Source organism: Micromonospora sp. NPDC049240, from assembly GCF_040647835.1.
Classification (GTDB): domain Bacteria; phylum Actinomycetota; class Actinomycetes; order Mycobacteriales; family Micromonosporaceae; genus Micromonospora.
This window is the reverse complement of sequence record NZ_JBEZCX010000029.1, coordinates 59,717-72,720: the sequence shown is the minus strand read 5'-3', so window position 1 is coordinate 72,720 and position 13,004 is coordinate 59,717. Positions and strand designations below refer to the sequence as shown.

General features: G+C 71.6%; 8 protein-coding genes. 5 read left to right on the top strand and 3 right to left on the bottom strand.

From position 1 onward, the window contains the following. The first annotated feature begins 404 nt into the window (after positions 1–404). The gene (locus AB0B02_RS30075; protein ID WP_357306100.1) at positions 405–1,655 is read left to right on the top strand and encodes a cellulose-binding domain-containing protein; all 1,251 of its coding nucleotides are present in this window, start codon (positions 405–407) and stop codon (positions 1,653–1,655) included. 16 nt (positions 1,656–1,671) lie between these two features. After that, positions 1,672–2,748 carry a cellulose-binding domain-containing protein gene (locus AB0B02_RS30070; RefSeq protein ID WP_357306097.1) on the top strand — a complete coding sequence of 359 codons (1,077 nt, stop codon included), beginning with the start codon at positions 1,672–1,674 and terminating at the stop codon, positions 2,746–2,748. A gap of 57 nt (positions 2,749–2,805) precedes the next feature. On the opposite strand, the gene AB0B02_RS30065 is transcribed toward AB0B02_RS30070, so the two are convergent. Further along, positions 2,806–3,852 (bottom strand): LacI family DNA-binding transcriptional regulator, encoded by a 1,047-nt coding sequence (locus AB0B02_RS30065; protein WP_357306105.1) that lies wholly within the window; start codon positions 3,850–3,852, stop codon positions 2,806–2,808. A gap of 411 nt (positions 3,853–4,263) precedes the next feature. Between AB0B02_RS30065 and AB0B02_RS30060 the strand changes: the two genes are divergently transcribed. From AB0B02_RS30060 to AB0B02_RS30050, 3 genes are all read left to right on the top strand, one after another. After that, complete coding sequence (locus tag AB0B02_RS30060; RefSeq protein WP_357306094.1) at positions 4,264–7,554, top strand: discoidin domain-containing protein; 3,291 nt, start codon at positions 4,264–4,266, stop codon at positions 7,552–7,554. A gap of 64 nt (positions 7,555–7,618) precedes the next feature. Then, positions 7,619–9,142: a family 43 glycosylhydrolase gene (locus AB0B02_RS30055; protein ID WP_357306091.1), complete on the top strand. Its 1,524-nt coding sequence runs from the start codon at positions 7,619–7,621 to the stop codon at positions 9,140–9,142. Between the two features lie 24 nt (positions 9,143–9,166). Further along, complete coding sequence (locus AB0B02_RS30050; RefSeq protein WP_357306088.1) at positions 9,167–10,165, top strand: LacI family DNA-binding transcriptional regulator; 999 nt, start codon at positions 9,167–9,169, stop codon at positions 10,163–10,165. Position 10,166: 1 nt separating this feature from the next. Here the strand turns inward: AB0B02_RS30050 and AB0B02_RS30045 are convergent, their stop codons facing one another. Further along, the gene (locus AB0B02_RS30045; protein WP_357306085.1) at positions 10,167–12,089 is read right to left on the bottom strand and encodes a beta-L-arabinofuranosidase domain-containing protein; all 1,923 of its coding nucleotides are present in this window, start codon (positions 12,087–12,089) and stop codon (positions 10,167–10,169) included. Beyond that, on the bottom strand, positions 12,086–13,003 hold the full coding sequence (locus tag AB0B02_RS30040; RefSeq protein ID WP_357306082.1) for a carbohydrate ABC transporter permease: 918 nt from the start codon (positions 13,001–13,003) through the stop codon (positions 12,086–12,088). The genes AB0B02_RS30045 and AB0B02_RS30040 overlap by 4 nt, the downstream gene beginning before the upstream one ends. Between the last annotated feature and the right edge of the window lies 1 nt (position 13,004).

The window sequence follows — 13,004 nt, the reverse complement described above, 5'->3', positions numbered from 1 at the left end:
GGCCCAGGTCGTACGCGCGTCCACTCGCTGGTGGGCGGATCAGGTGCCCCGCCGCGCGGGCCACCCCACCGAGGGCTGGCTCATGGCCCCGTGACGTCCATCGCCATGTCACGTCCGGCAGCGTGCCGGTGCACGTCCTCCGGAAGATTGCCGGTCACGGCTCGCTGATGGGTGTCTTCGTATCTCACCGGTTCGAGGTCCCGGAGGGTCCCCAGCGGGAGCCTCGCCTGATCGCGCGCTGAGCGAACTCCACGAGATCCGCGCAGTCCCCACGGCACCGCGTACGCCTTGACGAAAACCTTTTCGGCAGCGATGGTTGTCGATGCATTGACGGTTACGAACCTGTTTCGAGCATCCCGGGGTGGCGGTCGGCCGGAGCCGCCACGCCGGCCGAGAGGAGAACCATGGCTTCATCGAGAAGCGGCGTACGGCTGGCGGTCGCCCTGACCGCCACGCTGGCCGCCACCGCCGGCGCGGCCCTCGTGGTCACCGGGGCGCAGGCCGCCCCGGCCGGTTGCCGCGTCGACTACCGGGTGACCAGCCAGTGGTCCGGCGGCTTCGGTGCCGACGTGACGGTCACCAACCTCGGCGACCCGGTCAACGGCTGGACGCTTGTCTGGTCCTACCCGGCCGGGCAGACGGTCGCGCAGGCGTGGAACGCGAGCGTCAGCCAGCGCGGTAGCCGGGTGACCGCGACGAATGCCGCCTACAACGGCTCGCTGGGCACCGGCGCCGCGGCGTCGTTCGGCTTCAACGGCGCCTTCACCGGCTCCAACCCGGCGCCCACCTCGTTCACCCTGAACGGCACGACGTGCACCGGCGCGCCGGGCACCCCGACACCGACCACGCCCGCGCCGACCACCCCGGCCCCCACCCCCACCTCCGGTCCCACCACGCCACCCCCCACCTCCGGCTGGAACCCGCCGGCGAACCTGGTCGGCCCGCTCGACCAGGTGTGGCGGCACGTGGAGCAGACCTACAACAACGGCAACCCGCTCGGCTTCCGCAACTACGGCTGGGACCAGCTCTTCGCGAACCGGGGCGCGATCAACTACTGCGTGCGGTGGGACTCGTCGGCCACCGTGACAGCCGCCCAACGCGACCAGGTCCAGGCCGCCCTGGCCCGCCAGTACAAGAAGTGGATGAACGTGATGGCCGGCCACAACGGCTTCCCCTACCGCGATGTGCCGGTGAAGGTGGTCGGCTGGGCGGTGCGGGACCGCAACCAGTTGCAGTGGTCGGACAACTCGGTCGACATCTACGTCAACAACATCCGGGAGAACGCGCCGCAGTGCAGCGAGCCGTGCGGCCGGTACTTCAACCAGAACGGCCAGTACCCGAACTGCCCGGGCGGCGCCACCCATCACTACGACCACTCGCTCTGGCTGACCGACGGGTTCGGCGGCGGCGCCGGCGGCGACTGGGGGCAACGGGTCGGTCGCGAGTACTTCATGGGCAACCTCGGCAGCGACAACATCCACATCCTGCTGCACGAGATCGGCCACACCTACGGCCTCGACGACTTCTACGACTGGGATCCGCTGCCGGGCCAGGGCTTCATCATGAAGGCCGGCAGCGCCACCACGATCACCGAGTTCGACATCTGGATGCTGCGCGACTGGTGGCGGCACCTCAAGAGCCGATACGGCTACTGACGAAGGAGGTCAGCCGATGCGTACCCGAAGGAGTTCCTTCCGTCTCGCGGCGACGGCGCTCGCCGTGGTCCTGGTCGGCACCGGCGTGGCGACCGGCGGCACCGGCCACGCGGCCGCCGCCGGGTGCCGGGTCGCCTACGCGGTCAGCTCCCAGTGGTCGGGCGGGTTCGGCGCGAACGTGACGGTCACCAACCTGGGCGACCCGATCAGCGGCTGGACGCTGCGCTGGTCGTTCACCGCCGGGCAGACCGTCACCCAGGCGTGGAACGCCACCGTGACGCAGAGCGGCGCCACGGCCACCGCGACAAACGTCTCCTACAACGGCGATCTGGGCACCGGCGCGTCCGCGTCGTTCGGCTTCAACGGAGCGTGGAACAACGCCACCAACCCGGTCCCGGGCACGTTCACGGTCAACGGCGTCACCTGCACCAGCGGCACGTCGCCGACCCCGACCGCCAACCCGACACCCACGCCGACCGCGACGCCTCCCCCGCCCGGTGGCACGCCGCCGGTCCGCACCGTACGCGTCTACTGGCTCAAGCCCTCCGACGTCGGGTACGACAAGCGGTGGCCGGACGGGATCGCCGCCGTCATGCGGGAGGCCCAGCGCTACTACAAGCAGGAGCTGGGCCGGACGTTCACCCTGAACAGCCCGGTGGTCGAGGTGGTCGACGGCGACCACGTCAGGTCCTGGTACGAGAACACCCCCAACGGCTCCGAGCGGTACTGGTGGTCGGTGTTCAACATGCAGCAGGAACTCATGCGCAAGCTGAGCCTGCGCTCCCCGGACAACCGCTGGATCAACGTGGGCGAGATCAGCGCCGAGGGTCCGGGCGCCGGGGGTGGCGGCGGCGGTGGCTGGGTGATCCTGTGCCAGCACGACGCCGACGGCGCCGCCGGTGTGAACGGCCCGATGAACCGCTGGTACGGCGGCATGGTGCACGAGCTCGGCCACGCGCTCGGCCTGCCGGACTCCACCTCGACCGACGGCACCCCGATGTCGGCCTCGTTCTACAACTACCCCGACACGCACTTCAGCCAGGCCCAGAAGGACCAGATCCTCGCCGGCCCGTACGGCGCCTTCCTGTCCTGACGCCCGCCGGCCGGCCCGACCCCGGACGGGTCGGGCCGGCCCAGGTCGGACCGCCGTTCACGCCAGGGGCGCGACCGGCAGCCGGCCCGGCCCGGTGGGGGCGACGACCGCGCCGAGGTCACCCGCCGGGCCGGTGGAGTCGCGCACGACCAGGCGTCCGGGGTGCCGGACGACGCCGCGTGCGGGGTTGCCGTCCAGGGCGGCGAAGAGGTACCTGACCGCCGCGGCGCCGAGCTGTTCGAGGTTGAGGTCCACGGTGGTCAGCGGCGGCCGGCAATCGGTGGCGAAGACCTCCCAGTTGTCGTACCCGACGATGGCCACGTCCTGGGGCGTGCGCCGGCCGAGGTCGCGCAGGGCCTCGATCGCGCCGGTCGCGATCTGGTCGTTGCCGCAGAAGATGGCGTCGGTGTCCGGTGAGGTGTTGATGACCATGGCCGCTGCCTGTCGCCCCCAACGCTGCGACCAGTCGCCGTAGCGGGGTCCGCCGCCGACCAGCGGCAGACCCGCCTCGCGTAGCACCGCTTCCAGGCCGACCACCCGGTCCCGAGCGGCCCGGTAGGTCTGCGGACCGGTGATGTGCGCGATGCGGCGGCGGCCCAGCGAGACCAGGTGCTCGGCGGCGAGCCGCCCACCGCCTTCGTCGTCGGCCAGGAGGGAGAGATCCTCCGGGTCGTCCGACTCGCCGTAGACGTAGACCGCCGGCACCGGCAGGTCGCGGCGGAGCGACGGCCGGATGTCGTTGGAGTCGCCGAGGATCACGAATCCGTCGACCTGCCGGGAGAGCAGCGTACGGATGTGGTGCTGGCGGCGGATGACGTCGCCGCGGGCGTCGCACAGCAGCACGCACATCCGCTCGTTGCCCAGCGCGTTCTCGACTCCGCTGAGGACCGGGAAGGCGAAGCGCTCGCCGAGCGTCTCGGTGAGCAGACCGACGGTGTGGGAGCGTCCGGAGATCAGCCCGCGAGCCAGCCCGTTGGGCTGGAACGAGAGCTGCTCGGCGGCCTGCTGCACCCGGCGGCGGGTGGCCGGGGCGACCTGCTCCCGGGCGTTGAGCGCCTTCGACGCGGTGGCGACCGACACTCCGGCCAGCTTCGCCACATCCATCAGAGTCACCGACTGCGAACGTCGTCTACCCACCGGAATCCCTTCGGGGCCGGACCGGGGCTGGGCCATCGAGGCGTACCGACTATACCGGACGGCTGGATTTTGAAAAGGATTTCGAGAATCGGTTCGCGCCGACCCCAGCGGCCCGCCCGGGGCGGACCCGCCACGCCGGGGGCCGAAAATTTTTCGGCCCGGATCGGGTGGGAGGCGGGCCGTACACACCGCCCGGACCGGCGTACCAGTGGCCCAAGACATTGACACCGCACGATCTGGTGATATGTTGCTGAAAAGGTTTTCGGTCGGACCGGCACGGGCAGCCGACCGGCCGGGGCGAGCGGTGACTCGACGGCCGGGCGGCGACCACCGGCGCTGTTCCCGTCCCCCGACAACGAAAGGTCTCGGTGAGTACCCATGGACACGTGGGCTCCTCCCGGAAATCCATCCCCCGCCCGGGCCCGGCGGCTCGTCGGCGCGGCGCTCGCCCTGGTGGTCGTGGCCGCGCCGACCCCGGTGACCGCGAGCCCGGCGCAGGCCGCGCAGCCCATCGGCTATCCCACCTTCGGCGGCCCGGCGGTGCCGCCGCCGCCGGTCGGCTACACCACCGGCAACATGATGCAGTCGATCTACGACGCGGAGAAGTCGGGCACCGACTTCTGGATCGACCGGCTCCTGTCCCGCTCCGGCGGTGGCGACCCGTCCGACGCCGACGGCGGGATCCTGATGACCCGCGGCCGGGCGCTGTTCATGAAGCAGCACAACCCGGCGGTGATCGGCTTCGGCGGCCGGGTGGCGTACTGGGAGAGCATCAGCGACGCCGCCGCCTACTCGATCGCGCTGAGCCCGGGGACGTTCACCGAGCAGAGCAGCCAGCGGTGGCAGGCGCCCAGCCACTGGCGCGGCGTGTACACCAGCGGCTCGGTGCAGGCCACGGTCACGAAGTTCATCACCGACAACAACGTCGCCGTGACCAACCTGGCGATCAAGAACAACGGCGCGGCGTCGACCACGCTCACCCTGCGGGCCACCTCGCCGTACGCGTCGGCCGGCAGCGGCACCGAGCTGACCGGGTCGACCGGGGTGAAGAACGGCCTCACCACGCTCACCACCCGACTCGCCGGTGACGGCTTCGCCGCCTCCGGCGGCGCGTTGACCCGCTCGATCACGATCGCCGCCGGCGCCACCGTGCAGACGAAGGTGGTCATGGGGTTCACTGCCCGAGAGATCCCGCAGTCGGCCACCGACTACGCCAGTTACCGCGACGCCACCCCGGACGCGGCGTTCACCACGCATGTCCGCGCGTACCACAAGTGGTGGGCCGACAACGTCCCCTACCTCGACGTGCCGGAACCGGCGATCAAGAAGAACATCTACTACCGCTGGTGGCTGATGCGCTTCAACCACCTCGACGCCAACATCCCGGGACAGACGTTCCAGTTCCCGACGTCGGTGGAGGGCGCGCTGGGCTACAACAACGCGATCGCGCTGACCCAGCCGATGCACATCGACGACCTGAAGTACCTGCGCGACCCGAAGTACGCCTACGGCGACTGGCTCTCGGTCGGCCAGGTGTCGCGGGGCGGCCGCTTCGTGGACAACCCCGGTGACCCGGAGAACTGGTCCAACAGCTACACCCAGTACATCGCCGAGGCAGCCTGGCGCAGCTACCAGCTCCACGGCGGCCAACCCGCCATCGCCGCGAGCCTGGCCCACCACGCCGAGGGCGACGTCAAGGGACAGCTCGGCTACTACGACCGCGACGGCAACGGCGTCATCGAGTACGACTGGGGCGCGCTGACCGGCAACGACGCCGACGCGGTCTCGTTCCACTGGCGCTCCGGCAACCTGGACCGGACCGAGGGCGCGTACCAGTACAGCGGCGCGCTGGCCGCCGCCCAGGCGTACGACGCGATCGGCAACTCGGCGAAGGCCGCCGAGATGCGCGCCCTGGCCACCCGGATCCAGAACGCGATCGTCAACGTGCTCTGGAACCCGTCGGACAACCTGCTGGAACACCGGCACGTGGCCACCAACGCCCACGTCCCGTGGAAGGAGATCAACAACTACTATCCGTACGCGGTCGGCCTGATGCCGGCGACGGACCAGTACAAGCAGGCACTACGGCTGTTCGCCGACCCGGCGGAGTATCCGGTCTTCCCGTTCTACACCGCCAACCAGCGGGACAAGGCCGCCGCAGCCGCAGCCGGCAACCCGGGCAGCAACAACTTCTCCACCATCAACTCGACCGTGCAGTTCCGGCTCTTCTCCTCGGTTCTGCGCAGGTATCCCAACCAGTGGATGAGCGCCGAGGACTACAAGAAGCTGCTCTACTGGAACGTCTGGGCGCAGTACGTCAACGGCGACACCCGCTGGCCCGACGCCAACGAGTTCTGGGCCGACTGGAACCCGGGCAGCCAGCGCATCGACTACCGCTCCTGGATCCACCACAACATCCTGGGCAGCAGCAACTGGACCGTGATCGAGGACGTGGCCGGCCTGCGGCCGCGCAACGACAACAAGGTCGAGCTGTCACCCATCAACATCGGCTGGCCCAACTTCACCGTCAACAACGTCCGCTACCGCAACAGCGACCTGACCATCGTCTGGGACGACCCGACCGACGGCGTGGTGAAGTACCCCGGCGTCCCCGAGGGCTACTCGGTCTACGTCAACGGCAACCGAGCCCTCACCGTCGACAAGCTGGTCCCGTTCGTCTTCGACCCGACCGGCGGCACGGTCAGCTTCCCCGGCGCCACCGCCGCGGTCACCTTCAGCACCGCGGTGCCCGGCATGCGGGCCCCCAACCAGGTGGTCCTCAGCGACGCCAGCACGGTGGACCTGCTCGCCAAGGCCGGGGTGGACCTGACCGCCAACCTGCCCAACCTGGCCGCCGGCGCATCCGTCACGGCCTCCTCCACCGCGAGCGGCACCAGCGCCAACGCGGCGATCGACGGCTGGCCGACAAACGAGCCGTTCTGGGGCGCCGGCGGGTCCAACGCCCAGGACTGGTACGAGCTCAACCTCGGCTCGGCGAAGACGGTCGACGAGCTGCGGCTGTACGTCAAGGACAGCCGGCCGGCCAGCACCACCTACCGCCCGCCGGCGTCCTACCAGGTCCAGTACCACGACGGCGCCGGCTGGGTGAACGTCGGCGCGCAGGTGAACACACCCGCCACGCCACAGGGCAACTACAACAACGTCCGGTTCACCGCCGTGACCGCGCAACGGATCCGGGTGCTGCTGACCCACGCCGCCGGTTCCCGGTCCGGACTGACCGAGGTGCAGGCGTACCGCCGGGGCGGCACCACCCCACCCCCACCGGCCGGCGGCTCGTACGAGGCCGAGGCGGCCGGCAACACGCTGTCCGGCCAGGCCGCGACGCGATCGTCGGCCGGCGCCTCCGGCGGCGCCCTGGTCGGCTACGTCGGCAACGGCACCGCCAACACGGTGCGGTTCAACAACGTCACCGCGGACACGGCCGGCCCCCGCACGATCACCGTCTCCTACGCCTCGGGTGAGGCGAGGTCGATGCAGATCAGCGTCAACGGCAGCGCCGCGGTCACCGTGAACGCGCCGAGCAGCGGCGGCTGGGACACCATCGGCACGGTCCCGGTGACCGTGAACCTCACCGCCGGAGCGAACACCCTCACCGTCGGCAACACCACCGGCTGGGCACCGGACCTCGACCGGATCCAGATCAGCTGACCGGCGGCGGGTGGGTGGTCCCGCACCACCCACCCGCCCCCACGCCCCCACCGAAAGGAACGCCATGAACCCGTCCCGGCACCCCCGCCGGCGCACCGGTGGGGCCGCCGCCGCGGTGCTGCTGGTCGCCGCGCTCCTGCCCCTGCTGTCCGGCGCTCCCGCCCAGGCCGTCGACGCCTTCGGGACCACCATCGTCAACCAGGCCAACGGAAACTGCGTCGAGGTGCCCGGTGGCGTCGCCACCGACGGGCGGCAACTCGTGCAGGCCGCCTGCGGCGCCGGCGCCCGGCAGACCTTCACCGTCAGGCCGGTGGCCGGCACGACCGACCGGTACACCGTCACCACCCTCACCGCCGGGAGCTGCGTCGACATCTCCGGCGCGTCCACCGCCGACAACGCGGCGGTCATCCAGTACACCTGCCACGGCGGCACCAACCAGCAGTTCCGGCTCGCGGCCAACGGCGCCGCCGGCACCGTGAACCTGGTCTCCGTCGCCAGCGGCAAGTGTGTCGCCGCGGCCGGCGACGGCGGCGCGGCCGGCACCGCGCTCGTCCAACTGCCCTGCACCACCGCCGCCGGCCGGACCTGGCGGCTCACCGGCTACCCGGGCGGCGGACCGAACCCCAGCCCCCACACGTACGCCAACCCGATCAAGGCGAACGGCCCCGACCCGTGGCTGACCTACCACGAGGGCTACTACTATCTGGCCACCACGACCTGGAACAACACCGTCACGATGCGGCGGTCCCGGACGCTGGACGGACTCGCCGCAGCGGCCGACACCGTGCTGTTCACGCTCACCCGACCCAACGGCGCGGGCACCATGTGGGCGCCCGAGTTCCACCTGCTCGACGGCCCGAACGGCAAACGCTGGTACCTCTACTACGTCGCCGGCCGCCAACCGTACGACCTGGGCACCCAACGCATCCACGTGCTGGAGAGCGCCGGCACCGACCCGATGGGGCCGTACACGTTCAAGGCCGACCTGCTGGACCCGACGGCCGACAACACCTGGGAGCTCGACCCCAGCGTCATGCGGCTCAACGGCAGGCTCTACCTGCTGGGCACCTACTACAACGGCGCACAGCCCAACTTCATCCGCGAGCTGAGCAACCCGTGGACCGCCGCCGGCACCCGGCACCTGCTCTCCACCGCCACCTACGGCTGGGAGACGGTCGGCGGCTCGGTCAACGAGGGCGCCGAGGTACTGCAACACAACGGAAAGACGTTCATCATCTTCTCCGCCAGCCACTGCAGCACGCCGGACTACAAGCTGGGCATGCTGACCTGGAACGGCGGTGACCCGCTCAACTCCTCGTCGTGGGTCAAGTCGCCGCAGCCGGTCTTCCAGCGCAGCGACGCCAACCGCGTGTACGGACCCGGCCACAACGGTTTCTTCACGTCCCCGGACGGCACCGAGGACTGGATCGTCTACCACGCGAACAGCTCGGCCTCCGGCGGCTGCGACATGAACCGCAGCACCCGGGCGCAGAAGTTCACCTGGAACGCCGACGGCACACCCAACTTCGGCGTCCCGGTCGCCGCCGGGGTCCGGCTGCCGGCCCCGTCCGGCGAGCCGACCGGCTGACCCGGTCCCATGGGGCACTCGATCATGCGCGACGTCGCGCGACTGGCGGGGGTGTCGAACCAGACGGTCTCCCGGGTGCTGAACGCGCACCCGCACGTCCGGGACGACACCCGCCGCCGGGTGCTGGCGGCCGTCCAGGCGCTGAACTACCGCCGGAACCAGGCGGCCCGCACGCTCGTCACCCGCCGCTCCGGGACGCTCGGGATCATCGCGTACGAGAGCGCCCTGTACGGGCCGACCTCCATGCTGTACGCGATCGAGGGTGCGGCCCGGTCCGCCGGCTACTTCGTCACCGTCGCCGGCCTGCGGAACCTCGACCGCCGCTCGGTGCTCGACGCGGTCGACCGGCTGCGCCAACAGTCGGTCGAGGGGATCGTCGCGATCGCCCCGAAGCCGGTCGTGGCCGGCGTGCTCGCGCAGGTGTCCGACGGCCTGGCGGTCGTCGGGGTGGGCGGCGGGCAGGACGAGGCGGTCCCGAGCGTCCAGATCGACAACGACACCGGCGCCCGGCTGGCCACCCAGCATCTGCTCCGCCTGGGGCACACCACGGTGCACCACGTGGCCGGCCCGGCCGACTGGCCGGAGGCGACCGAGCGGGCCGACGGGTGGCGGGCCGCCCTGCACGCCGCCGGTCGCCCGTCGCCGTACGCGGCGCCGGGGACGTGGACCGCCCAGACGGGTTACACGCAGGGCCGACGGTTGGCCCTCGACCGGTCCGTGACGGCGATCTTCTGCGCCAGCGACCAGATCGCCCTGGGGGTGCTGCGCGCGCTGCACGAGGCGGGGCGTCGGGTGCCGGACGAGGTCAGCGTGGTGGGCTTCGACGACACGCCCGACGCGGAATACTTCCTGCCGCCGCTGACCACCGTACGGCAGGACTTCGCCGAACTCGGCCGGCGCAGCCTCGACCTGCTGCTGGCCCAGCTCGACACCGGGGCTCACCACCCGGCGCCCGCGCGTGTCCTCCTGATCCCCCAACTCGTCACCCGGGCCAGCTCGGCGGCGGCCCCGTCGTCGAGCTGAGTCAGGCCACCGGCAGCCACACCCGCATCGTGGACGGCCCCCGACTCGCCCAGGCGTGGTACGCGACCAGCGGAACCTCGGCCGGCTCCGGGCCCGTCCCGACCGGCGGGCCGGTCGGGCCACCGTACGGCCAGTCGTGCTCGACCCGGTCGCGTTGCCGGCAGCACACCAGCACCCGGCCGCCGGCGTGCCGGGGCGGCCGGGTCGGGTCGACGTGCAGATCCTCGACGTTCGTGCCGGCGGGCAGGTCCACCGACTCGACCGCGCACACCAGCGGGCCGCGCTCCACCGCCACGCATCCGCGGACCGCATCGATGCGCGGGTCCGGATAGGTGAACCGGGGTTCCACCGGCAGGCTCAGGACGATCTCCTCGCCGCTGCGCCATCTCCGCCGCTCGACGACGTAGCCCGGATCCACCGGGCGGGTCCGCCCGTCGACGGTCAGCGTCGCACCCTCTCCCGCCCAGTCCGGCACCCGCAGCGACAGGGTCCAGGGGCGTTCGTCGTCACTGTCGATCCGCACCCGGATCAGGCCGTCGTCCGGGTAGCCCGTCGTGACGGTCACCCTCCGTTCACCCCCGTCCGGCGGGCGGTGCACGACCGTCGCCGGGGCGTACTGGTGGACCTGGAGGCCCTCGTCGTCGGTGGTGGCCACGTACGACGCGAGGCTGGCCAGGAGGCGCGCCACGTTGGTCGGGCAGCACGACACCTCGAACCAGGGCGCCCGTTGGGCCGCCTCGGCGCGGATGCTGGGCCGGTCGGTGTCGGGCGCGGCGCCGGGCTCGCGGCGGTGCAGCGGGTTGGTGTAGAAGAACGACAGGCCGTCGGCCGCCGGCGAGGCCGCGACCACGTTGAAGAGCGTCCGCTCGATGAGGTCGGCGCAGCCGGGGTCGCCGGAGGCGAGCAGCAGCCGCCAGGCCAACATCACCGAGCCCACGGCCGCGCACGTCTCGGCGTAGGCGCGATCGGGCGGCAGCGCCCAGTCTGCGCCGAACGCCTCGTCCTGGTGCCGGGAGCCCTGCCCGCCGGTGAGGTGGGTCCGCCGCGCCACCGTGGCGCGCCACTGGTGCCGCACCGCCTTCAGCAGCCCCGGGTCGTCGCGCTCGACGGCCACGTCGGCCGCCCCACAGGCCAGGTAGTTGGCGCGCACCGCGTGCCCCCGCAGCACGGTCGCCTCGCGGACCGGGGTCTCGTCCTGGAAGTATTCCCGCCCCCACTCGACATCTCCCAGGCGGCCGTGGCCCCGCCGGTCGAGGAAGAGCGCCGCCTGGGCCAGGTAGCGCTCCTCGCCGGTGGTGCGGGCGAACTCGACCAGGGCAGTCTCGATCCCGGGATGCCCGCACAGCCCGTCGAGCCCGTCCGGCCCGAACGTGTCGCAGATGTTGTCGGCGACCCGCCGGGCAAGCGCCACCAGCCCGTCGTCGGCATCCGGGCCGGTCCGGGCGCGGGCGACGGCCGCCTGGAGCAGGTGGCCGGCGCAGTACAGCTCATGGCCCTGCCGGAGGTCGGACCAGCGGGGTGGTTGGCCCCGGTGGCCGAATGCCGTGTTGAGGTAGCCGTCGGCGTCCTGGGCCCGCGCGATCCGGCCGACGACGCGACGGAGGGTCCGCTCCAGGCCCGGGTCGCCGCCGCGCCCGATCTCCCAGGCCAGCGCCTCGAGGTACTTGTAGACCTCCGAGTCGGAGAACTCGCGTCCGCGCCGCGCGCCGCCCGGGTCCCCGGCGGCGATCAGGTCGAAGTTGCCGAGCCAGCCCTCCCGCTCCAGCCAGTGCCCGATGTGCGACAGGCTCGCGTCCGCGTTGACCGACTGGCGCCGGGCCCAGAACCCTCCGGTGATGTGAACCTCACCGATGCCGAGTGGCCGCAACCGCCCGCGGGTCGGTCGGACGGGTGACGCCGTGGGCACGCCGACCACCATGCTCATCCCTTCAGCGCGCCGGACATGAAGCCGCGCACGTAGTGTCGTTGGAGCAGCAGGAACAGCAGGACACACGGCAGGGCGAGCACGACGACGCCCGCTTCGGTCGCGCCGTAGTCGACGACGCCCTGGACCTGGCCCCGGAGGTTGGCCACGGCGAGCGGCAGGGTCATCCGGTCGGAGTCGTTGATGAGGATCAGCGGCGCCATGAAATCGTTCCACGAGGCGAGGAACGCGAACAGTCCCACCGTGATCAGGCCGGGTCTCACCGCCGGGAGGAGCACCCGGCGCAACGCGCCGAACGACGAGCACCCGTCGACCATCGCCGCCTCGTCGAGTTCGCGCGGCACCGCCTCGAAGGAGATCCGCATCAGGAACGTGGCGAACGGCAGTTGGAACATGGTGAGCACGAGCGCGACGCCGACCAGCGAGTTCTGCAACCCGACCCGGTTCAGCAGCACGTAGAGCGGGATCAGCAGGGTCGCGTACGGCACCATCAGGATGGCGAGGGTCAGCAGGAACAGCGCGTTGCGGCCGGGGAAGCGGAACCGCGCGAACGCGTAGCCGCCCAGCAGGGAGACCGTCAGGGTGAGCGCGACCGTCAGGAGCGCCACCAGCGTGGAGTTGGCGAGGTAGCGCCAGATGCCGGCCTGGTAGCCGGCCAGGGTCTGGTAGTTGCCGAATCCCCAGCCGTGCGTCTGGTTCGTGCCCGGGTGCGGGGAGACCGACGCCACCGCCGTCCAGACCAGCGGAAAGACGAAGATCAGTGCCAACGCGCCGGTGAACACCCAGTACGGGGTGCGCAGCGCCACCCCGGCGACGGTGAGACCGTCCGGGCGGCGCGGTCCGGCCGGCACCCGGACGGGCTGCCGGGGCGGTCCGCCCGGGGTGGCCCGGGCGGACCGGGAGTCGACGGCCATG